This window comes from Afipia sp. GW821-FHT14H12 (assembly GCF_058803465.1).
On the sequence record NZ_JBXAOZ010000001.1, the window covers coordinates 231,368 to 253,550 of the forward strand.

The 22,183-nt window shown below is 63.9% G+C and carries 21 protein-coding genes and 1 other RNA gene; 13 read left to right on the top strand and 9 right to left on the bottom strand.

Annotated features, from left to right (window positions below):
• Positions 1 to 88 precede the first annotated feature (88 nt).
• From AC1RNA_RS01155 to AC1RNA_RS01175, 5 genes are all read right to left on the bottom strand, one after another.
• Entirely contained in the window at positions 89 to 916 is an 828-nt protein-coding gene (locus AC1RNA_RS01155; protein WP_492949937.1) for a TIGR00282 family metallophosphoesterase, read from the bottom strand.
• Positions 917 to 921: 5 nt separating this feature from the next.
• Positions 922 to 1,506, bottom strand: coding sequence for a 5-formyltetrahydrofolate cyclo-ligase (locus AC1RNA_RS01160; RefSeq protein ID WP_492949938.1), 585 nt, complete (start codon positions 1,504 to 1,506; stop codon positions 922 to 924).
• 48 nt (positions 1,507 to 1,554) lie between these two features.
• Positions 1,555 to 1,715: non-coding RNA, 6S RNA (gene ssrS, locus AC1RNA_RS01165), on the bottom strand.
• 87 nt (positions 1,716 to 1,802) lie between these two features.
• Positions 1,803 to 2,186 carry a cell division protein ZapA gene (locus AC1RNA_RS01170; protein ID WP_009339823.1) on the bottom strand — a complete coding sequence of 128 codons (384 nt, stop codon included), beginning with the start codon at positions 2,184 to 2,186 and terminating at the stop codon, positions 1,803 to 1,805.
• The gene (locus AC1RNA_RS01175; RefSeq protein WP_009339822.1) at positions 2,183 to 2,521 is read right to left on the bottom strand and encodes a DUF4164 domain-containing protein; all 339 of its coding nucleotides are present in this window, start codon (positions 2,519 to 2,521) and stop codon (positions 2,183 to 2,185) included. The genes AC1RNA_RS01170 and AC1RNA_RS01175 overlap by 4 nt, the downstream gene beginning before the upstream one ends.
• Positions 2,522 to 2,828: 307 nt before the next feature.
• Here AC1RNA_RS01175 and tkt point away from each other — a divergent pair, with 307 nt between their 5' ends.
• The 10 genes from tkt to AC1RNA_RS01225 all read left to right on the top strand — a co-directional run bounded on the left by tkt (position 2,829) and on the right by AC1RNA_RS01225 (position 13,856).
• Positions 2,829 to 4,835, top strand: a complete 2,007-nt coding sequence (gene tkt / locus AC1RNA_RS01180) for a transketolase (RefSeq protein ID WP_492949939.1) — start codon at positions 2,829 to 2,831, stop codon at positions 4,833 to 4,835.
• Between the two features lie 98 nt (positions 4,836 to 4,933).
• Complete coding sequence (gene gap / locus AC1RNA_RS01185; protein ID WP_009339820.1) at positions 4,934 to 5,941, top strand: type I glyceraldehyde-3-phosphate dehydrogenase; 1,008 nt, start codon at positions 4,934 to 4,936, stop codon at positions 5,939 to 5,941.
• Positions 5,942 to 6,092: 151 nt separating this feature from the next.
• A complete protein-coding gene (locus tag AC1RNA_RS01190) occupies positions 6,093 to 7,292 on the top strand; it encodes a phosphoglycerate kinase (RefSeq protein ID WP_492949940.1) in 1,200 nt (399 codons plus the stop codon).
• A gap of 115 nt (positions 7,293 to 7,407) precedes the next feature.
• Positions 7,408 to 8,436 carry a class I fructose-bisphosphate aldolase gene (locus AC1RNA_RS01195; RefSeq protein ID WP_492949941.1) on the top strand — a complete coding sequence of 343 codons (1,029 nt, stop codon included), beginning with the start codon at positions 7,408 to 7,410 and terminating at the stop codon, positions 8,434 to 8,436.
• Between the two features lie 116 nt (positions 8,437 to 8,552).
• Positions 8,553 to 9,236, top strand: a complete 684-nt coding sequence (locus AC1RNA_RS01200) for a thiamine phosphate synthase (RefSeq protein WP_492949942.1) — start codon at positions 8,553 to 8,555, stop codon at positions 9,234 to 9,236.
• Complete coding sequence (locus AC1RNA_RS01205; RefSeq protein ID WP_492949943.1) at positions 9,233 to 10,339, top strand: tetratricopeptide repeat protein; 1,107 nt, start codon at positions 9,233 to 9,235, stop codon at positions 10,337 to 10,339. The genes AC1RNA_RS01200 and AC1RNA_RS01205 overlap by 4 nt, the downstream gene beginning before the upstream one ends.
• Positions 10,340 to 10,457: 118 nt before the next feature.
• Positions 10,458 to 11,249, top strand: a complete 792-nt coding sequence (locus AC1RNA_RS01210; protein WP_492949944.1) for an inositol monophosphatase family protein — start codon at positions 10,458 to 10,460, stop codon at positions 11,247 to 11,249.
• 129 nt (positions 11,250 to 11,378) lie between these two features.
• Positions 11,379 to 12,386, top strand: coding sequence for a MotA/TolQ/ExbB proton channel family protein (locus AC1RNA_RS01215; protein WP_009339814.1), 1,008 nt, complete (start codon positions 11,379 to 11,381; stop codon positions 12,384 to 12,386).
• Positions 12,387 to 12,390: 4 nt separating this feature from the next.
• Positions 12,391 to 13,407: a peptidoglycan -binding protein gene (locus tag AC1RNA_RS01220; RefSeq protein WP_492949945.1), complete on the top strand. Its 1,017-nt coding sequence runs from the start codon at positions 12,391 to 12,393 to the stop codon at positions 13,405 to 13,407.
• A complete protein-coding gene (locus AC1RNA_RS01225; protein WP_492949946.1) occupies positions 13,404 to 13,856 on the top strand; it encodes a GNAT family N-acetyltransferase in 453 nt (150 codons plus the stop codon). The genes AC1RNA_RS01220 and AC1RNA_RS01225 overlap by 4 nt, the downstream gene beginning before the upstream one ends.
• On the opposite strand, the gene AC1RNA_RS01230 is transcribed toward AC1RNA_RS01225, so the two are convergent.
• A complete protein-coding gene (locus AC1RNA_RS01230) occupies positions 13,853 to 15,700 on the bottom strand; it encodes an ABC transporter ATP-binding protein/permease (protein ID WP_492949947.1) in 1,848 nt (615 codons plus the stop codon). The two genes, AC1RNA_RS01225 and AC1RNA_RS01230, sit on opposite strands and share 4 nt — an antisense overlap.
• 180 nt (positions 15,701 to 15,880) lie before the next feature.
• On the opposite strand from AC1RNA_RS01230, the gene rpmE reads away from it, so the two are divergent.
• Positions 15,881 to 16,108: a 50S ribosomal protein L31 gene (gene rpmE / locus AC1RNA_RS01235; RefSeq protein ID WP_002717151.1), complete on the top strand. Its 228-nt coding sequence runs from the start codon at positions 15,881 to 15,883 to the stop codon at positions 16,106 to 16,108.
• Between the two features lie 83 nt (positions 16,109 to 16,191).
• Here rpmE and rcdA read toward each other — a convergent pair whose 3' ends face one another.
• Together rcdA and AC1RNA_RS01245 are read right to left on the bottom strand one after the other, a co-directional pair.
• Positions 16,192 to 16,698, bottom strand: coding sequence for a protease adaptor protein RcdA (rcdA, locus tag AC1RNA_RS01240; protein WP_009339810.1), 507 nt, complete (start codon positions 16,696 to 16,698; stop codon positions 16,192 to 16,194).
• Positions 16,699 to 17,030: 332 nt separating this feature from the next.
• On the bottom strand, positions 17,031 to 17,222 hold the full coding sequence (locus AC1RNA_RS01245; RefSeq protein ID WP_492949948.1) for a DUF1192 domain-containing protein: 192 nt from the start codon (positions 17,220 to 17,222) through the stop codon (positions 17,031 to 17,033).
• A gap of 141 nt (positions 17,223 to 17,363) precedes the next feature.
• Here AC1RNA_RS01245 and AC1RNA_RS01250 point away from each other — a divergent pair, with 141 nt between their 5' ends.
• Together AC1RNA_RS01250 and AC1RNA_RS01255 are read left to right on the top strand one after the other, a co-directional pair.
• Positions 17,364 to 18,362: an NAD(P)H-quinone oxidoreductase gene (locus tag AC1RNA_RS01250; RefSeq protein ID WP_492949949.1), complete on the top strand. Its 999-nt coding sequence runs from the start codon at positions 17,364 to 17,366 to the stop codon at positions 18,360 to 18,362.
• Positions 18,363 to 18,469: 107 nt separating this feature from the next.
• Entirely contained in the window at positions 18,470 to 21,457 is a 2,988-nt protein-coding gene (locus AC1RNA_RS01255) for an EAL domain-containing protein (RefSeq protein ID WP_009339807.1), read from the top strand.
• A gap of 19 nt (positions 21,458 to 21,476) precedes the next feature.
• On the opposite strand, the gene AC1RNA_RS01260 is transcribed toward AC1RNA_RS01255, so the two are convergent.
• Complete coding sequence (locus AC1RNA_RS01260) at positions 21,477 to 22,130, bottom strand: YqgE/AlgH family protein (protein WP_009339806.1); 654 nt, start codon at positions 22,128 to 22,130, stop codon at positions 21,477 to 21,479.
• Positions 22,131 to 22,183: the final 53 nt, after the last annotated feature.

A 22,183-nucleotide genomic window follows, 5' to 3' on the forward strand; every position in this document is an offset into this window, starting at 1 on the left:
CATCGCGCCTTGCATTGAAGATCGGGTTGGGTGGCGCGTTATAAGGCCGCACTCGCCAAAATCAAAGATTTTCGAAGCCGACCGAACCTTACCCCTGCTGCCAGAATCCGGGGGTCACAGGCTCCAGCACCGGGCCGATCCGCACCGGGGCGACCCTCTCGGCGAGGCCGGTCGCATCGTTCGTCTCCACGGCAACGCCGCTCAGGGTGCCGGGGCCGTCGCCCGCCGTAAAACGCGCCGCCGGATAGCCGCGCAGGAAGCGGCCGAGCGGCTCCTCGCGATCCATGCCGATCACGGTCTCGTAGTCGCCGGTCATGCCCGCGTCGGTCATGTAGGCGGTGCCGCGCGGCAGGATGCGATGGTCGGCGGTCGGCGCGTGGGTGTGGGTGCCGACAACGAGGCTCGCGCGTCCGTCGCAATGATAGCCGAACGCCTGCTTCTCGCTGCTCGCCTCGCCATGAAAATCGACCACGACGGCATCGACAGCCTCGCCCAGCGGGCAGGCGTTGAGTTCGCGGTCGATGGCGATGAAGGGATCATCGCAAGGCGACATAAAAATGCGTCCGATGGCGTTGACGATCAGCGCGCGCTGGCCCTTCTTGGTCTCGATCATCGCAGCCCCACGCCCCGGCGTGCCTGCCGTGAAATTGAGCGGCCGGATCAGGCGCGGCGCACGCTCGATGAACACTAGCGCCTCGCGCTGGTCCCAGGAATGATTGCCGAGCGTGATGGCGTCGGCGCCCGCATCGACCAGTTCCTCATAGATCGCCTCGGTAATGCCGAAACCACCGGCGGCGTTCTCGCCATTGACGACGACCAGATCGAGCGTCCAGTCGCGGATCAGGCCCGGCAGCGTTTCTGTTATTGCAACACGCCCGCTGCGCCCCACTACATCGCCGACAAACAGAATCCGCACCCCGCCTACTCCCGGAAATCAATCACATCACGTTCCGTTAGCACGAGATCGAGCGGTTCGTCGTGGGCGTCGGCGGGTAGCTCATCGATTTCCTGCACGGAAAACGCAAGGCCTGCGGCCATGATGCGCTTGCTCCGCCGCAGTTTCTGCAGCGTGCGGTCGTAATAGCCGCCGCCATAGCCGAGACGATGGCCACGGCGGTCGAAGGCCGCGAGCGGCACCAGCACGATGTCCGGCTCGACCTCCTCCGCATCGGAGGAAGGCTCGAGAATGCCATACAGGCCCCGCACCAGAACCGTATCCTTCGTCCATGCCCGAAAGACCAGCGGCTGGCCGCGTCCCACCGCGACCGGCAACGCTAGCGCAGCACCGCGTGCGTGCAACGCATCCATCAATGCGGACGGATCGATCTCGGTGCGGATCGCGGAAAAGCCGGCGACTATGCAGCCAGGGCCGACTTCAAAACGAGTGACATGCCGCGCCAGCGCTTGCGCCGCGGCGGCACGCTTGGACGCATCAAGCGCATCACGGCGCGCAAAAGCCTGCTGGCGAAGGTCGTTCTTGGATTGCTGCAGGGAAGAATCGTCCACCGCGCCCTCAGTGAAAATCCGGTCATGCCTGGAGGACAAAAAGGAAAGTGCGAAGCCACGGTCGCCGTTGAAGCACTCGATCCCGGAGTTCCCTACGAAAGTAGGTGGGCACCATATGTCCGGGTCCACGGACCCGGCCAGGGACAGTTCCCTAGAGGATCGATAAGGCCCCGGGGATATATGGCTCCTGACGCGCGCTGCAGCCTCGCCTGCCCAATGTAGCGACGATCACCCTGCGCCGCCAGCCGTTGCCGGACGATTTCAGCCGATGAGGGGTTGACGAGAAACTAGCGATTTCAGCCGAGCGCGACGTTGCCCGCCAGCGGCTTGTTCAATTCCTGCGTCATCCGCTCGATGCGATCAGAGGCGGCGTTAAGCGCATTGGCGATCGCGCTCTGGGTGGCGCGGGCACGATCCGATGCCGCCACACGGCCCTCGCGCAGCACTTCGATCTCTTCCTCGAAGCCACGGATGCGGCGCTCGGCGTCCTGCAACTCATCGGCAATGGTGAGGGACGCCATCACCGTCAGGCGCTGATCGCCGATCTCACCGAACTTGCCCCGCAGGTCGGTGACGCGGCTCTCCAGCATTTCAGCCAACCGCAGCAGCCGCGTCTCCTGCCCTTCCTCGCAGGCCATGCGGTATTGCCGGCCATTGATGGTGACGTTGACGTGACTCACGAGGCGTCCTCCTCGATCACCGAACGTATCGTGCCGATGGCGACGTCGAGGCGCTCGGCGATTTCACGGTTGGTGCGCTCGAGCTCACGCGACCGCACCAGGGTGCCGTCGAGTTCATTGGCGAGGCGCGAACGATCCACGCCGAGCGACTGAATGCGCGCTGCCAACTCGTCGCTGCCACGATCGTATTCGCGACGGCGTTCCACCGCGCTCTCCAGCGCATCGAGGGCTGCCGCGAGTCGCCGTGTCGCAGCCTCGATCTCGCTCGCGGCAGAAGAAGCAGCCGGTGCCGCAGTCTCGCCGGCGGCGAAGGCATTGGGCATACGGTCGTTCATATACGAGCCATTCGGTCTCGGATGTTGAACCATGGAAGGTTGAGCGGCCGATCTCATCGGAAAATCCCGGTCCAGCAAGCATTTAGTTGCTGAATCTACGGTCCGATTCGCGCTCTTGCAACGTCGTGTTGACGCTATGCACCGTTAAGCGCGGCAATCGTGTGGCATTCGTCTTTCGAACACCTCCTCCGCGCGCTGATTTCCCGTTTGATTCTTGGACTCACGGGTGCGTCGGTGCTATCCACCGGCCGCGGTCATATGACTGCAATATCCCGCCTTTTTGGAAACATTTTTCAGGTCCCGATCCATGACGTTTCAAGCGAAGACCCCGCGTGTCGATCCGTCCCGCATGGCCAACGCGATCCGCGCTCTCGCGATGGACGCCGTGGAGAAAGCAAACTCGGGTCATCCCGGCCTGCCGATGGGCGCCGCCGACATCGCCACCGTGCTGTTCACACAGTTCCTGAAGTTCGATGCGCGCGATCCGAAATGGGCTGACCGCGACCGCTTCGTGCTCTCGGCCGGTCACGGCTCGATGCTGCTTTATGCGTTGCTGTATCTCACCGGCAACGAGGCGATGACGATCGATCAGATCAAGAATTTCCGTCAGCTCGGCTCGCTGACGCCGGGACATCCGGAGAACTTCATCACCCCCGGCATCGAGATGACCACCGGCCCGCTCGGTCAGGGTATTTCAACAGCCGTCGGCATGGCGCTCGCCGAGCGTCACCTCGCGGCCGAGTTCGGCGGCGACATCGTCGATCATTACACCTACGTGCTCGCCTCCGATGGCGACCTGATGGAAGGCATCAGCCAGGAAGCCATCGCGCTTGCAGGCCATCTCAAGCTCAACAAGATGATCGTGCTGTTCGACGACAACGGCATCTCGATCGACGGCGCGATCTCGCTGTCGGATTCGGTCGATCAGGTGAAGCGTTTTGAAGCCGCGGGCTGGGCCGCTGAGCGCATCGACGGTCATAATCACGACGCTATCGTGGATGCGATCGCGCGCGCGCAGAAGTCTGATCGCCCGACGCTGATCGCCTGCAAGACTACTATCGCTTTCGGCGCGCCGACCAAGGCGGGCACCTCGAAGTCGCACGGCTCGCCGCTCGGCGCCGAAGAAATCGCGGGCGCGCGCAAGCAACTGAACTGGGATGCACCGCCGTTTGAAATCCCCGCCGACATTCTCGATGCCTGGCGCGCCGCCGGTTCGCGCGGCGCAGCCGTTCACGCCGAATGGGCGAAGAAGCTCGCCTCCAAGGATGCTGGACAGCGCGCGGAATTCGAGCGCCGCATGAAGGGCGATCTGCCCGCGAAGGCGCTCAAGGATGCCGTCGCCAAGATGAAGGCGGCGCTGGCGGAGGCTCCGAAGGACATCGCCACGCGCACCGCGTCGGAACGCGCGCTGGAAGTGCTGATCCCGGCGGTGCCGGAAATGGTCGGCGGTTCGGCGGATCTCACCGGCTCCAACAACACCCGCATCAAGGACATGGTCGCGATCTCCGCCAACAATTACGGCGGACGTTACGTGAACTATGGCATTCGCGAACACGGCATGGCGGCAGCGATGAATGGCATGGCGCTGCACGGCGGCATCATTCCGTATTCCGGTACGTTCCTGGTGTTCTCCGACTACCTGCGTCCGTCGCTACGGCTCGCCGCGCTGATGGGCGAGCGCGTCATCCATGTGCTGACCCACGATTCCATCGGATTGGGCGAGGACGGACCGACGCACCAGCCGGTCGAACATGTCGCAGCATTGCGCGCGATCCCTAACCTCAACGTGTTCCGGCCGTGCGACACCGTTGAGACGCTGGAGTGCTGGCAGCTTGCGCTGGAGGCGAAAGACCGCCCGAGCGTGCTCGCACTGACGCGCCAGAACCTGCCGCAGCTCCGCCGCAGCAATGACGCTGACAACAAATGCGCCGCCGGCGCCTACGAAATCTCCAAGGCCGATGGCGAAGCGAAGGTCTCGATCTTCGCCTCGGGCTCGGAAGTCTCCCTGGCTGTAGAAGCGCAGAAGCTGCTCGCCGCGCGCGGCATCGCGACGCGGGTCGTCTCGGTGCCATGCATGGACCTCTTTCTGGAGGCTCCGGAAGCTGTGCGCGCAGCGCTGATCGGCAATGCACCGGTGAAGGTCGGCGTAGAAGCCGCGATACGACAGGGCTGGGACGCCATCATCGGATCCGATGGAATCTTCGTCGGCATGAGCGGATTCGGCGCCAGCGCCCCATATAAGACGCTGTACAGCCATTTCGGCATCACGGCGGAGGCAGTCGCCACCGCTGCCGAAGCCCGGCTCAAGCGGTAACCCTGCATGGATATTGCCGCTTCGGATAATTGCATCAGGGCGTCATTCGGGGCAAAACCGCCCCGAAAAACGTCAATTCAGGCTTTAAGGAGAATGGAATGACCATCCGCGTCGCGATCAATGGATTTGGCCGCATCGGCCGTAACGTGCTGCGTGCGATACATGAGTCCAAGCGCACCGATATCCAGGTGGTTGCGATCAACGATCTGGCCCCGGTCGAGACCAACGCCCATTTGCTCCGCTACGACTCTGTGCATGGCCGTTTCCCCGGCGAAGTGAAGGTCGACGGCGACACCATCGATATCGGCTACGGCAAGATCAAGGTCACCGCGATCCGCGATCCCGCGACGCTGCCGTGGAAGGAGCTCAACATCGACATCGCGATGGAGTGCACCGGCATCTTCACCGCGCGCGACAAGGCGGCCGCACACCTCACCGCTGGTGCCAAGCGCGTACTGGTCTCCGCTCCCGCCGACGGCGCCGACGCCACCATCGTTTTCGGCGTCAACCATGACACGCTGACAAAGGATCACGTCGTCGTCTCGAACGGCTCCTGCACGACCAACTGCCTCGCACCGGTCGCCAAGGTGCTGAACGACACCGTCGGCATCGAGACCGGCTTCATGACCACGGTCCACGCCTACACCGGCGACCAGCCGACGCTCGATACCGTGCACAAGGATCTCTATCGCGCCCGCGCCGCCGGCCTGTCGATGATCCCAACCTCGACCGGCGCGGCCAAGGCCATCGGCCTGGTGCTGCCCGAACTCAAGGGCAAGCTCGATGGCGTCTCGATTCGCGTGCCGACGCCGAACGTCTCCGTGATCGATCTCAAGATCGTCGCCAAGCGCGAGACCACCAAGGATGAGGTCAACGACGCGATCCGCCGCGCCTCGCAACAGCAGCTCAAGAACATTCTTGGCGTCACCGATCATCCCAACGTGTCGATCGACTTCAACGGCGACCAGCACTCCTCGATCTTCGCCACCGACCAGACCAAGGTGCAGGGCGGCAAGCTGGTGCGCGTGATGTCGTGGTACGACAACGAGTGGGGCTTCTCCAACCGCATGGCCGATACCGCTGTCGCGATGGGCAAGCTGATCTGACCTAAATTTTCCGGGCGACGCGATCCATGTAACGGCGCGCCGCCCGGAACCGCTTCACGAGGACGGCGGTTCAAGCTTCCGTCGTCCGCGCGTCGGTGACGCATATTCACGCGCCGATGGCGATGCATCGGGTTCGGGGACAAGGAGACCCATGACTAGCCTCTTTCGCACCCTCGACGACGTCGACGTGCACAACAAGCGCGTCCTCTTGCGTGTCGATCTCAACGTCCCGATGGACAATGGCCGCGTCTCCGACGCCACGCGACTCGAGCGCGTCACCAAGACCATTACGGAGATCGCCGAAAAGGGCGGCAAGGTTATCCTGCTCTCGCACTTCGGCCGGCCCAAAGGCGTGGTCAATCCGAAGGAATCGCTGAAGCCCGTCGCGATCACGCTCGCCTACATGCTGCGGCGGCACGTCGAGTTCGTCGACGACTGCATCGGCAAGAAGGCGGAGGATGCCGTCTCCTGGATGAAGCCCGGCGACATCATTTGCCTCGAGAACACTCGCTTCCATAAAGGCGAGGAAAAGAACGATCCTGCTTTTGTCGCCGAACTCGCCAAGCTCGGCGATATCTGGATCAACGACGCCTTCTCCTGCGCGCACCGCGCCCACGCCTCGACCGAAGGCCTCGGCCATGTGCTGCCCGCCTATGCCGGGCGCTCGATGCAGGCCGAACTCGACGCGCTGACCAAGGCGCTGGAAGCGCCGACCCATCCGGTCGCTGCCGTAATCGGCGGCGCGAAAGTCTCGACCAAGCTCGATCTTCTCGAAAACCTCGTCACCAAGGTCGATGCGCTGGTGATCGGCGGCGGCATGGCCAACACCTTCCTGCACGCGCAGGGTGTCGATGTCGGCAAGTCCCTGTGCGAAAAGGAACTGGCGCCGACCGCGTTGCGGATTCTGGAAAAAGCCGAAGCCGCCAAATGCGCCGTGATCCTGCCGGTGGACGCCGTGATCGCGCGCGAGTTCGTCGCCCATGCGCCGTCGCAGGCCTGCGGCCTCGACGCCATCCCGGCCGACGCAATGATCCTCGATGTCGGCCCGAAGTCCGTGGATCGTGTGCGTGCCGCCTTCGACGACGCCAAGACGGTGGTGTGGAACGGTCCGCTCGGCGCGTTTGAGCTGTCGCCGTTCGACCGCGGCACCGTGCAGGCCGCGCGCCATGCCGCCGGCCTCACCCGCGAGGGCAAGCTGATCTCGGTGGCGGGCGGCGGCGATACTGTCGCAGCCCTCAACCATGCCGGTGTCGCGCCCGACTTCACCTATGTCTCGACCGCAGGCGGTGCCTTCCTCGAATGGATGGAAGGCAAGCCGCTGCCCGGCGTCGAGGTGCTGCGGGCCAAATGACAATCCCGCGCCGTTTGGGTAGATTGGCCCGAATGGGGCGGAACCGGCCACCCCGTCCACGAATTACAACAACCGAAACCCCATCCCTTAGATCAGTCGCTTGCAGGAGAGCTCGATGAATCTCGCTGACCTCAACAAGGTAGCCAACGCCATGGTCGCGCCCGGGCGCGGCATTCTGGCTGCCGACGAATCCTCCGGCACCATCAAGAAGCGTTTCGACCCGATCGGCGTGGAGTCGACCGAGGACAGCCGCCGCGACTATCGCGAGCTGCTGTTCCGCTCGAAGAAGGCGATGACCGAAAATATCTCCGGCGTTATCCTCTACGACGAAACCTTCTGGCAGAAGGCGAAGGACGGCACGCCGCTGGTCAAGCTGATCGAACAGGCGGGCTCCATTCCCGGCATCAAGGTCGATGAAGGCACACAAGCCCTGCCCGGCTGCCCCGGCGAACTCATCACTGTCGGCCTCGACAAGCTCGCCGAGCGCCTGAAGAAATATTACGAGCACGGTGCGCGCTTCGCGAAATGGCGCGGCGTGATCGACATTGGCAAGGGTATCCCGAGCTACACCGCCGTGCGCACCAACGCTCATGCGCTCGCGCGCTATGCAGCCCTTTGCCAGGCGGCGCAGATCGTGCCGATCGTGGAGCCGGAAGTGCTGATGGACGGCGATCACGACATCGAGCGCTGCTACGAAGTCACTGAGTTCGTGCTCAAGGAAGTCTTCCAGGAGCTTTACTACCAGAAGGTCGCGCTGGAGGGCATGATCCTGAAGCCGAACATGGCGATCTCCGGCAAGAAGGCAGCCAAGCGCGCCTCGGTGCAGGAAGTCGCAGAAAAGACCATCCGCATGCTCAAGAACACCACGCCGTCGGCGGTGCCGGGCATCGCGTTCCTGTCGGGCGGCCAGTCCGACGAGGAAGCGACCGCGCATCTCGACGCCATGAACCGGATCGGCGGCCTGCCGTGGAAGCTCACCTTCTCCTACGGCCGCGCGCTGCAGGCCGCGCCGCAGAAGGCATGGTCGGGCAAGTCCGAAAACGTGCCGGCGGCGCAAGCCGCGTTTGAGCACCGCGCCCGCATGAACGGCCTCGCCAGCAAGGGCGAATGGAAGGCCGATCTTGAAGGCAAAAAGGCGGCGTAAAGCAGCCCTCGACACCTAAAATTCGAACTGCTCGAAATGTGAAAATGCGCCGCATCCGCGGCGCATTTTTGCTTCAAGGCTTGTGGCCTTCCTGATCGTCGGTTACCGATTTTCCCATGGCCTCTTCCAAATCTCCCTCACCTGCCCGGCCCGCGCCCCGCCTCTATCTGGCCACGCCCGCGCTCGGCGACACGGCGGCGTTCGCCGCATCGCTGCCGCCGCTGCTTGCCGAATTCGACATCGCCGCGTTGTTGCTGCGCCTTGCGGACGCCGACGAGCGCACATTGACCTCGCGCATCAAGACACTCGTGGCTCCCGTGCAGACGGCCGGTACGGCGCTTTTGGTCGAGCACCATCACAATCTTGTCGCGCGCGCGGGCGCTGACGGCGCGCACGTCGACGGCTTGCAGGGGATGGAGGACGCATCCTCGCTCAAGCCGCAGCGCATCCTCGGCGTCGGCCAGTTGCACACCCGTCACGACGCCATGCTCGCGGGCGAAAATGGCGCGGACTATCTTCTGTTCGGCGAGCCCGACAGTCGTGGCGAGCGTCCATCTCCAGATGCGATCTTCGAACGGCTGCAATGGTGGGCCGAATTGTTCGAGCCGCCCTGCGTCGGCTATGCCGCGACGCTGGAGGAAGCGGCGCTGTTCGCCGGCTCCGGCGCCGACTTCATCATGGTCGCCGATTTCGTCTGGAGCGATGCGCGCGGACCGAAGGCCGCTTTGGCCGAGGCGCAGGCCGTGATCGCCGAGCGTTTCAATCAGGCATTCGGCGCAACACAGGCGTCGCACACATGATCCGCGCGTCTCGTCTCACGGTTCTGTTGACGGCTACGACGTTCTGCCTTGCGAGCGGCAACGGCTTCGCACAGATGGCGCTGCCTTCCGCGCAGCCCGCACCCGTACAGCCGCCGAAGGCTGCGCCCAGGCCCAAGACTCCACCAAAGGCTTCGCCAAAAGCTGCGCCGAAAACCACGCCCAAAGCGGCACCGAAGACCGCACCAAAGGCGTCCGCACAACCCGCCGCCGCCAATACCGTCACCCTGCCGCCGGAATCCGACGATCCAAATGTCGATCTCGCCTACGGCGCGTTTCAGGAAGGCCGTTACAAGACCGCGCTGGCGCTTGCCATCCGGCGCGCGACCGAGAAGGGCGATCCGAAGTCGATGACGCTGATCGGCGAAATCTATTCCAACGGCTTCGGCGTCAAGCGCGACGAGCCGCTCGCCGCAAGCTGGTACAAGAAAGCCGCCGACCGCGGCGACCGCGAGGCGATCTTCGCACTCGGCATGATGTATATCTCCGGGCGCAGCGGCACCGTCGACCGCAACGAAGGCGCGAAACTGCTCGCCGCCGCCGCCAAGCTTGGCAAGCCGGAAGCCGCTTACAATCTCGGCCTGCTCTATCTCGAAGGTCAGGTGTTTCCGCAAGACATCAAGCGCGCGGCCGAGCTGTTTCGTCAGGCCGCCGATAAGGGCAACCCGGAGGCGCAATACGCGCTGGCGACGTTTTACAAGGAAGGCCGTGGCGTCGAGAAGAATCCGGTCGAGGCTGCGAAGCTGCTCGGCGCCGCTGCGCTCGCCGACAACCTCGATGCCGAGGTCGAATATGCCATCGCGCTGTTCAATGGCACCGGCGTCAACCGCGACGAGCGCACCGCCGTCGCGCTGCTCAACCGCGCCGCGCGGCAAGGCAGCCCGATCGCGCAGAACCGGCTGGCCCACGTCCTGATCGAGGGCAAAGCCGCGCCACAGAACAAGGTCGAAGGTTTCAAATGGCACCTGATCGCCAAGACCGCCGGTGCCGGCGATCCCGACCTCGATGCCCAGATGGCGCAACTCCCGGCGGAAGACCGCGCCAAGGCCGAAGCGGCCGCCAAAAAATGGTTCGGCATCAAATAAGCCCGGTGTGCCGGGCACCCCTGACGCCACTGCACTTGACCTGATGGGCCTTTGACGCCAATACCCTCGCCTGAACGCTGGATTATTCCGCCTTTTCCCTCACCCAAGATCGCGCACCATGATTCATTCCGCCCTCATCAACGTCATGGTCAAGGCCGCGCGCCGCGCCGGCCGCAGCCTCAAGCGCGACCTGGGCGAAATCGAAAATCTCCAGGTGTCGCTGAAGGGGCCCGCCAATTTCGTCTCGGCGGCCGACCGTCGCGCCGAGCAGATGCTCTACGACGACCTCATCAAGGCGCGCCCCGGCTATGGCTTCCTCGGCGAGGAAGGCGGCACCCGCGAGGGCACCGACAAGAGCAACACATGGATCGTCGACCCGCTCGACGGCACCACGAACTTCCTGCACGGCATTCCGCAATTCGCGATCTCGATCGCCTTGCAGCGCGAAGGCACGATCATCGCGGGCGTGATCTACAATCCCGGCAATGAAGAACTCTATATCGCCGAGCGCGGCAAGGGCGCCTTCCTCAACGACACGCGGCTGCGCGTCGCCGCCCGCAAGAAACTCGAGGATTGCGTGATCGCCTGCGGCCTGCCGCACATCGGGCGTGGCGATCATGAACTGTCGCGCCGCGAGATGGCGGAATTGCAGCCGCGTGTCGCGGGCCTGCGCCGCTTCGGCGCGGCATCCCTCGACATGGCATTTGTCGCTGCCGGCCGCCTCGACGGCTACTGGGAGCGCAACTTGCAGCCGTGGGACATTGCGGCGGGCCATATCATGGTGCGCGAAGCAGGCGGCACCGTCAGCGGCATCGAGGGCGGCGACACCGCGCTCCAAACCGGCAACGTCGTGTGCGGCAACGAGATCATCCAGCGCGAGTTGGTAAAAATCCTCAAGCCGCTGGGCTGATAGCGCTGCACAAACCGCGGCGGCGAAAGCCGTACCGACTTAAGTTCCACACAACATCTTTCGGTGCTGGTTTCCTCGATCCGTCATGCCATAGTAGGCTGGCGTCTCAACGAGGAGCGATAGTCCCGCATGGCGAAGCACCCTCCTGTTACTGCTGACGACATCGTCGTCACGAAACTGTCGTCACCGCGGATCTTCCTGGTCCGGATGCTGGTGTTTCTGGTGCTGTGCGCCCTTGTTTGCGTCATCCTCTACAAGCAGATCTGGACCGCCTTCCTCGCCAACCCCGGCCTCAACGCGCTGATCGGCGGTGTGCTGCTGATCGGAACGCTGCTGTCGTTCCGGCAGGTGCTCCGGCTCTATCCGGAAGTCGCATGGGTCAATCACTTCCGCGTCTCCGATCCCGGCCTCGCGCTCGACCGGCGGCCGGTGCTGCTCGCGCCGATGGCGGCGATCCTCTCCAACCGCTCGGGACGGATGAGCATCACCCAGCAGACCATGCGGCATATGCTGGATTCCATCGCCACGCGCCTTGATGAATCGCGCGACATCTCGCGCTACATGACCGGCCTTCTGGTTTTTCTCGGCCTGCTGGGTACCTTCTGGGGCCTGATCGAGACCGTCGGCTCCGTCGGCCATGTGATCGACGGGCTGAAAGTCGGCGGCGAAGCGGGCGCGATGTTCGATACGCTGAAGGAAGGCCTCGCCGCGCCGCTCGGCGGCATGGGCATCTCATTCTCATCCTCGCTATTCGGCCTTGCGGGATCGCTGATCCTCGGCTTCCTCGATCTGCAATCGAGCCAGGCGCAGAATCGCTTCTATACCGACCTTGAGGACTGGCTCGCGGGCACCGTGCGCGAATATGCAGGTGACGCCGCGCTCACCGGCACCGCGGCCGACATGGCCCCTGCCATTGAGCGGCTCCGCGAGGCAGTCGAAAACATGGGCTCCAACCGCGCCGGTACCACCGCCATGGCGAATCTCGCCGAAGCGATCCAGGGGCTCGTCAACCATATGCGCGAAGAACAGGGCCTGATCCGCGAATGGGCGGATTCGCAAGGCGAGCAGAACGCCGAGATCAAGAAACTGCTGGAACGCATCGCGCGCGCCCCCGGCACGCTTGAGCGGGAATCCTGACGTCATGGCGTTGGGTCGCTCACGCCACAACGGCGGCACCGGCCTCAATTACTGGCCGGGATTCGTCGACGCGCTCTCCACGCTGGTGCTCGCCATCGTGTTCCTGCTGTCGGTGTTTCTGGTGGTGCAGTTCTATCTGTCGCAGGAAGTCTCCGGCAAGGACAAGGCGCTGGAGCGGCTGAACGCGCAGATCGCGCAGCTCACCAATCTCCTGTCTCTGGAAAAAGTGACGAGCGGTGGCCTCAACGACCAGATCGCGCAACTGCGCGCGAGCCTCGCGACCACCGAGGCCGAGCGCGATCGGGCAAAAGGGCAGATTGAAAGCCTCAGCGGCGGCGCGGGCGGCGGCGACCTCAACAAGCAACTCGCCACCGAGAAACAGATTTCCGAGCGGGCGCTGGCGCAGGTCGAGGTACTGAACCAGCAGATCAGTGCACTGCGCCGCCAGTTGGCCGCACTGGAAGATGCGCTGAATGCCTCCGAGCAGAAGGGCAAGGAATCGCAGGAGAAGATCGCCGACCTCGGCCAGCGCCTCAACGTCGCGCTGGCGCAGCGGGTGCAGGAATTGTCGCGCTATCGTTCCGAATTCTTTGGGCGTCTACGCACGATCCTCGGCGACCGTCCAGACATCCGCATCGTCGGCGACCGCTTTGTATTCCAGTCCGAAGTGTTCTTCGACTCCGGCAGCGCGGCGCTGCTGCCGGAAGGCCGCAACGAACTCGACCAGCTTGCCACCGCACTGGGCGATCTTGAGAAGAAAATCCCGGCGGAAATTCCGTGGGTGCTGCGCGTCGACGGCCACACCGACGTGCGGCCGATCAACAGCCCGCAATTCAAATCAAACTGGGACCTGTCGGCGGCGCGCGCGATCTCGGTGGTGCAATATCTGATCTCGCGCGGAGTATCGCCGCAGCGGCTGGTGGCCGCAGGCTTCGGTGAATTCCAGCCGCTCGATACCGGCACCACGGAAGAAGCCTACAAGCGTAACCGCCGCATCGAACTCAAGCTCACCGAGAAATGAGGCTGCGCCCCTACAGCGCAGCCGACGAAGACGCGCTGATCGCGCTGTGGCAGCGCACCTGGCAATACGCCTACCCCTCGATCGATTTCGGCGAGCGCGTCAGGGCATGGCGCGAGCGCTGGCGCACGGAATTGGTCCCGACCACCCGCATCACGGTCGCGGAGAGCGACGTAGGCGCGATCGGCTTCGTCACGCTTGATGGTTCCGACTATCTCGACCAGCTTGTCGTCGCTCCGGAGGCATGGGGCTCAGGCGCAGCCGACGATCTGGTGAATGAAGCCAAGCAGCAATCATCCGGGACGATCACCCTCTTGGTGAACGCGGACAATGCTCGCGCCATCCGCTTCTACGACCGTCACGGCTTCCGCCATACGCATGATGACGTGAACCCGACATCGGGCCGCGCGGTGCACGGGATGCAATGGGAGCGGCCAAAAGCCGCGCGCTAACCGCCTTCGAACTGCAACCGCGCCAGCCGCGCATAGAGCCCGTTCGCGGCGACGAGCGAGGCATGGGTGCCCTGCTCCACGATGCGGCCGTGCTCCATCACCAGAATGCGGTCGCACGACAGCACGGTAGCGAGACGATGCGCGATCACCAGCGTGGTGCGGTGCTGCATCAATTCTTCCAGCGCGGTCTGCACCAGCGTCTCGCTTTCGGCGTCGAGCGCCGATGTTGCCTCATCGAGCAGCAGCAGCGGTGCATCGCGCAGGATCGCGCGCGCGATCGCGATACGCTGGCGCTGCCCACCCGACAGGGTGACGCCACGCTCGCCGAGCTGGGTCTCGAAGCCGTCCGGCAGGCGACGCAGGAATTCCGTGGCGTGCGCCTGCTCGGCGGCGCGTTCGACGTCGGCATCGGAGGCATCGGGGCGGCCGAAACGAATATTCTCCCGCGCGGTCGCGGCGAAGATCGCCGAATCCTGCGGCACCAGCGCGATGCGCGAGCGCAGGTCCTCCGGCGTCACCTCGTCGATCGGCACGCCGTCGAAGGTGATCGAGCCATTTCGCGGATCGTAGAAGCGCAGCAACAAATGGAACAGCGTGCTCTTGCCCGCGCCCGAGGGGCCGACCACCGCGATCTTTTCGCCCGCATTCACCGCGAACGACACGTCATCCACCACGAAGGCATCAGGCCGCGTGGGATAGGCGAAGCGCACGCGATCGAACACGATGTCGCCGCGCGCGGGTTCGGGCAGATGCTTCGGGTTGGCGGGCGCGGTGATGTCGGATTTCACGTTGAGGATTTCGAACAGCCGCTCAGCCGCGCCGGACGCCTGCGCGATCTCGCCCCAGACTTGGCTCAACTCGCCGAGCGCGCCAGCGGCGAACGCCGCATACAGCACGAACTGCCCAAGCCGTCCGGCGGTGATCTGCCCGGTGACGATGTCGTGCGAGCCGACCCACAGGATCGCCACCACGCTGGAGAAGATCAGAAAGATCACGACGGCGGTGAGCCACGCGCGTGCGCGCGTCGAGGCCCGCGCGGCCTCGTAGGCGCGCTCGACTTCGCCGCCGAACCGTGCCTGCGCCAGCAACTCGTTCGTGAACGCCTGCAAGGTGCGGATCGCACCAATCAACTCGGAAGCATAGGATGACGCTTCCGCAAGTGTGTCCTGCGCGCCGCGCGACAGTTTGCGCACCCGGCGCCCGAAGGCGACCAGCGGCAGCACGATCAGCGGGATCGCGGCGAGCACGAAGCCGGATAGCTTGGGACTCGACACCACCATCATCGCTGCGGCACCGACGAACAACACGAGATTGCGCAACGCGATGGATACGGACGCGCCGACCGCCGACTTGATCTGGGTGGTGTCGGCGGTCAGCCGCGAGACAAGCTCGCCGCTATGGGCAGTGTCGAAGAAGGATGGCGACAGCCGCGTGAGATGCTTGAACACATCGCTGCGCAGATCGGCGACGATGCGTTCGCCGATGGTGATGACGAAATAATAGCGCATCGCGCTGGAGGCCGCGAGCACGGCGACGACGCCGATCATCACGCTGAAGTAGTTGTTGATCATCGCCACGCTTTCGGGACTGAACCCGAAATCGATCATGCGGCGAACGGCGAGAGGAACAGCCAGTGTAGCCAGCGAGGCGATGATCAGCGCCACCAGCGCCCCGATGGCGCGGCCACGATAGCGTCCGACATAGGGCGCAAGCGCGAGCAAGGGACGCAGGCCAGGACGGCGAGTCTTGGTCTCCGGCGGCGCGGCCGTCGGCTCAACTGCCTTCACTTCGGCCGAAGCCGGCACGACCTGCCCCTCCGCCGGGATGCGTTCCACCACGTTCATCGCGCCAACACCGCTGTCTTTCTTCAGGCTTCCCAATAGGCTGCAGATACCGCGCTGGCAAATGCGGCGCTCTGCGATGGGTCAAGCTGCTTGTCTGGAGCCGCCCCGTGGGGTATAGACCCGCCAAATTCGCCCCACAAATTACCGATCAGCAAGGCGCGAGCCGCCGAAGGATTTGCCATGAAAGCCGAAATTCATCCGGATTATCATACGATTAAGGTCGTTATGACCGATGGAACCGAGTACCTGACGCGCTCGACCTACGGCAAGGAAGGCGACACGCTGAACCTCGACATCGATTCCAAGTCGCATCCGGCCTGGACCGGCGGCACTCAGCAGATCCTCGACCGTGGCGGCCGCGTCTCCCGGTTCCAGAAGAAGTTCTCGGGCTTCCTCAAGAAGGACTAAAGTCCTCCTTTTGACGGCTGTCCAAATCAAAACGCCCCGCGCTGATGCCGGGGCGTTTTTTCGTTTGAGTGCTTGGAAAGCTCTCAGCCTTCGAACGCGGCCCGCAGCCTGTCGAGTTGCGGCATCAGCGGATTGCCCGGCGCGCCGGCGTCCGTCTTCTCGGCATGCATGGTGGCATCGAGGCGGCGCACCTTCGCCTGCAATTCCATCGAGCGCGTGATCAGCGCCTGCAATTGTGACGGCAGCTTCTCGATCAGATCGGTTGCGCCCGGTTCTGCTGCGGTCAGCTTCACCTTGGTCTTTTCGCGATTGGCCTGGTTCAGCGTCATCTCGCCTTCGCGCACCGCGCGATGCAGCAAGAGCCACGAGGCCAACTGCATCAGCCGCGTGGTGAGACGCATGCTCTCGGTCGCGTAGGTCAGGCCGACGGCGCGCTCGAGCGATTTCGCTTCCGTGCGGCCTTCGCCGTCCAGATACGCGGCCGTTTCCTCGACGAGATTCATGCCGTCGCGGAATAGATCCTGAAACGCGGCCGAATTGGTGAAATGCTCGCTCAGCAGGATGAGACCATCCTGCGCCTGATCCGACATGGTTAACGCCTTGAACTTGTACGCCTGTTACGCGGCCGGTTTCTTATGATGAACAAATCATTGCCTCCCGGCGGCTCTGGAGTCCAGCCGTCCAACCGATCAAATCGGGATATGGTTTCCGTGACATCTGCGTGAAGCAAACAAATCCATGACGCAAAAAAAGAGCCGCCGGAAACCGGCGGCTTTTGAAAGTTGATAACAGGGAGGCGTCAAACAGAGTGGACAGGAGCCACTCGGTGTCCAAACAAGGACAGTCTGGTCATAAACCCGAAAGCTTAATGTGCCGTAAATGAACGAATTCATTTACCTTTCGTTGGCAAAGGCGGCGACCGTCATGACTTGAAGAAACTCGCCGCCGCATCACGCGATGCACGTTTCTTCGTGGCTTCGGCCTTCAACCGTTCGATCTCCGCCTCCAGCATCGAGATCCGTTCGTTCAGATCGTCGAGCGATAGAAGCGATAGATCCTGTCCGAGTTGATGCGTGATCTTAGGCCGCGGCCGGTCATCGTCGTCGATCGGCATATCGTTCTCCTTGTGGTGACACCTGCTTGTTCCGCAACCTGCCACAGCGCGGCGCTTGCGGTCGAGCGCCGGGGCTGACTCGCCTGCCGTTCGGTGGCATACCCTGCCTGTCTCAATTCGATATTTCCGAGGACCGCCCGCATGGATCAGCTCCCCACCCACATGACCGCCATCGCCATTTCCTCACCGGGCGGCCCGGAGGTGCTGGTCCCGGAGCAGCGCGAGCTGCCGAAGCCGCGCGCCGGTGAAATTCTGGTCAAGGTGGAGGCCGCGGGTGTCAACCGCCCCGACGTGCTGCAGCGGATGGGCAAGTATCCCGTGCCTCCAGGCGCAAGCGATCTGCCGGGCCTCGAGATCGCGGGCACTGTGGTCGCGCTTGGCGAAGGCGCGAGTAAGCACAAGATCGGCGACCGGGTGATGTCGCTCACCGCAGGCGGCGGTTACGCCGAATACTGCGTAGCACCCGACGCGCACGCCATCACCATTCCCGATGGCCTGTCGATGAAGCAGGCCGCCACGCTTCCTGAAACCGTGATGACGGTGTGGCACAACGTGTTCGAGCGCGGCGCACTCAAGCCTCATGAGACGCTGCTCGTACATGGCGGCTCGTCCGGCATCGGCACCACCGCGATCCAGATGGCGAAAGCCTATGGCGCGAAGGTGATCGTCACCGTCGGCGGACAGGACAAGGCCGATGCCTGCCTCAAGCTCGGCGCCGATGTCGCGGTGAACTACAAGACCCAGGATTTCGTCGCCGAGGCCAAGGCTGCCACGGGCGACAAGGGCGTCAACGTCATCCTCGACATGGTCGGTGGCGAATATGTCGACCGCAATTACGATGCCGCCGCCGTCGAGGGCCGTATCGTGCAGATCGCCTTCCTCGGCGGGCCGAAGGCCACCGCCAATTTCGGCAAGCTGATGATGAAGCGGCTCTGGCACACCGGATCGACCCTGCGGCCGCGCTCGGACAAGGATAAAGCGGCGATGGTTAAGGCCATCGAGGCAACCGTCCTGCCCTGGATCCTGAAGGGGCAGCTAAAGCCCCTGATCGACAGCGAGTTTTCGCTCAAGGATGCCGCCAAAGCCCACGCCCGGATGGAAAGCGGGCAGCATATTGGCAAAATTGTGCTCACGGTTTGAGGGGATGACGGGGCTGTAAAGCCTTTGATTCATCTCGCTTTCGTGTCATTGATCGCGCTCCCGCCGGGGCCCTGAGGGTCCTGCGCCCGACCGCGGAGACAGACACCTTGCGTTCGATCAGATGCTACGCGCTCCTCGCGCTCAGCTTCCTGATGTTGGCCGCCCTACAGCCGGCACACGCGGTCGACGCCATCAGCGTCCGCACCGACGCGCCTGCCATCGACCTCACCGGCGTCCTCGAGTTCCAGCACAGCGACACCGACCGCATCCAGGTTTCGACCGCGCCCGGCCCTGACGGCATCGTGCGCCGCATCGAGGTGCGCGCGCGCGAGGGCGGCAAGAACTGGGTGGTGTTCGCGCTGACCAACACCACCGACGAGCAGATCGACCGCCTGATCGTGGTGCCGCATTATCGTATCGTGTCGTCAGGCCTGTTATGGCCGGACCTCGGCCTGTCGCGTATCGCCACCATCACGCCGTCCGCCGGCGACCGGCCCGACCGGCAGGACAGCTCCACCGCCGACATCTTCCGCATCACGCTCGATCCCGGCGCCGTCGTCACCTATGTCGCGGAACTGCGCACCGACGCCATTCCGCAGCTCTATCTGTGGGAGCCGGAAGCCTACAAGGACAAGGTCAACTCCTTCACGCTGTACCAGGGTATCGTGATCGGCATCGCGGGCCTGCTCGCGCTGGTGCTGACGATCCTGTTCGTGGTGAAGGGCAGCATCATGTTCCCCGCCGCCGCCGCGCTCGCCTGGGCGGTGCTCGTCTACATCGGCGTCGATTTCGGATTCTGGGGCAAGGTGTTCGACATGTCGATCGACGCCGAGCGCGTCTGGCGCGCCTCAGGTGAGGCGATGCTGGCGGCGACGCTGCTGGTGTTCCTGTTCGCCTACCTCAATCTATCGCGATGGCATGTACGATACTCTCACATCACCATCGGCTGGCTCGCCTTCCTCGGCGCGCTGGTGGCGCTCGCTTTGTTTGATCCCGCCGTCGCCTCGGGCATCGCGCGCATCTCGCTGTTCCTGATCGCGGGCGCGGGTTTCGCGCTGATCGTCTATCTCGCCACGCAAGGCTTCGACCGCGCCGTGCTGCTGATCCCCACTTGGTTCCTGTTCCTGGTCTGGGTGATCGCGGCGGGCATGACCGTCACCGGCGCCGTGACCAACGACATCGTCGGCCCCGCTTTGCTCGGCGGCCTCGTGCTGATCGTGATGCTGATCGGCTTCACGGTGATGCAACACGCTTTTGCCGGCGGCACGACATCCGGCGTCGTCTCCGATGTCGAGCGCCGCGCGCTGGCGCTGACCGGGTCGGGCGATCTGATCTGGGACTGGGACGTGTCCGCGGACAAGGTGTTCACCAGCCCCGAAACCGAGGGCCTGCTCGGCCTCAAGCGCGGCACGCTGGAAGGTCCCGCCGCGCGCTGGCTCGAAGTACTGCACCCGCTCGATCAGGATCGCTTCCGCGCCGCGCTCGACAGCGTGCTGGACCAGCGCCGCGGCCGCCTGGTGCAGGATTTCCGCCTGCGCACGCCCGATGGCCATTTCATGTGGTTCGCGCTGAAGGCGCGCCCGGTGGTCGGCTCCGATGGCGAGGTGGCGCGGGTGGTCGGCACGCTCTCCGACGTCACCGAGATCAAGAATGCCGAAGAGCGCATGCTGCACGACTCCGTGCACGACAACCTCACCGGACTGCCGAACCGGCAATTGTTCATGGACCGCCTCAACGCGATGGCGAGCTTCATCAAGACCGCGCCGAATCTGCGTCCCACCGTGATGGTGATCGACCTCGACCGCTTCAAGCAGGTCAACGACTCCGTCGGCATCGCGGTCGGCGATTCCATCCTGCTGACGCTGGCGCGGCGGCTAGCGCGCATTCTCAAGCCACAGGACACGCTGGCGCGGCTCGCCGGCGACCAGTTCGGGCTGCTGCTGACCTCCGAGCACGAGCCCGCCAAGATCACCGCGCTGGCCGAAACTATCCGCAAGACCATCCGCGCGCCGATCGCCTTCAATGAACGCGAGATTTTCCTCACCGCCTCGATCGGCCTTGCGCTCAGCGACCCGCAGGCGCCGCTGACCGACGAGATCGTCAAGGATGCCGAGCTTGCGATGTATCACTCCAAGCGGATCGGCGGCGACCGCATCGACGTCTACAAACCGCCGATGCGCGCGCGCAAGACCGACCGCCTGACGCTGGAATCCGAACTGCGCCGCGCCATCGAGCGGCAGGAAATCACCATCCTCTACCAGCCGATCATGCGGCTGGAGGATCGCGCGGTGGCGGGATTCGAGGCGCTGGCGCGCTGGGATCATCCCAAGCTCGGGCGGATGTCTCCATCGGAATTCATCACCATCGCCGAGGAGATCGGCCTGATCGTCGATCTCGGCCAGTTCGTGATGGACACGACCGCCCGGCAGTTGAGCGCATGGCAGCGCGCGACGCGCACCCGCGTGCCGCTGTTCGCGAGCGTGAACGTCTCGTCACGCCAGTTGCTGCGCCATGATTTGATCCATGACGTGCGCGGCGTGTTGTCGCGCTCGGCAGTGGCGCGCGGCTCGCTGAAGCTGGAATTGACCGAGTCGCTGGTGATGGAAAATCCCGAGCATGCCGCCCAGATGCTGCACCGGATCAAGGAGCTCGGCACCGGGCTGTCGCTCGACGATTTCGGCACCGGCCACTCGTCGCTGTCCTATCTGCAGCGCTTCCCATTCGACACCATCAAGATCGACCAGTCGTTCGTGCGCACGACGCGTAACGGCGTGCGGCCGACGCTGTTGAAGTCGATCATCGCGATGGCACACGACCTCGGCATGGAAGTGGTGGCGGAAGGCGCGGAGACGGATTCGGATGCGGTCGAGCTTTATCAACTCGGCTGCGAATACGCGCAGGGCTTTGCGTTCGGCGAACCGATGGATGCGGCCAGCGCGACGCGACTGCTGACCGGCGACAAGACCGAAGCACCGCGTCCGCGCCGCTACTCGCTGCGCTCCTCGACAACGTCTCCATCCACGACTGCTGCGACGACTACTCCGGCCGCGCCGCCACCGGCCGCCCCTACGGCCGCGCCCCAGCAAAGCCGCTGAACGGCCTGCCGGTCACGCCTCAGGCGTGACCGGCGCTGTTGGAGAGCATCGCGAGGTCGATGCCGATCTTGTGAAGCGCGCGCTCGTACTTGTCGTCCATGTCCCGACCGAAAATCAGATCCGGATCGGCCGGGCAATGCAGCCAGCCGTTGTGCTGGATTTCGCTCTCCAGTTGTCCCGGCGCCCACCCGGCATAGCCAAGGGCGAGAATGGCCTGCCTCGGCCCCGTGCCCTGGGCAATCGCCTTCAGAATATCGAGCGTCGCGGTGAGGCAGATGCCACCGTCGATCGGCAGCGTCGCATCCTGGATCGAATAGTCGGACGAATGAAGGACAAAGCCGCGGCTGGTTTCGACCGGTCCGCCGCGCAAAATCTTCACCGTTTCGCCATCATCGGACAGTTCGATCGGTGCCGCATCGTCGACGATATCGAGCTGCCGCAGCAATTGCGGGAAATCGATACTGCCGGCGGGGCGGTTCACGATAATTCCCATTGCGCCATCGGCGGAATGCGCACAAACATAGATGACGGAGCGCGCAAACCGCTCATCTTCCATTATCGGCATCGCAATAAGGAGCTGCCCGTCGAGATAAGTCGTTTCCGTTGAAACAGCCTTTCCCGCAGGCTCGTCAGAACCAGCCGGCTGTGCTTCAGATGTCCGTTTCTCGTCCATCAAACCGTCTCTTTGTTCTTGCCTGATCCTGATATTGGGTGTCCTTCCTGTCA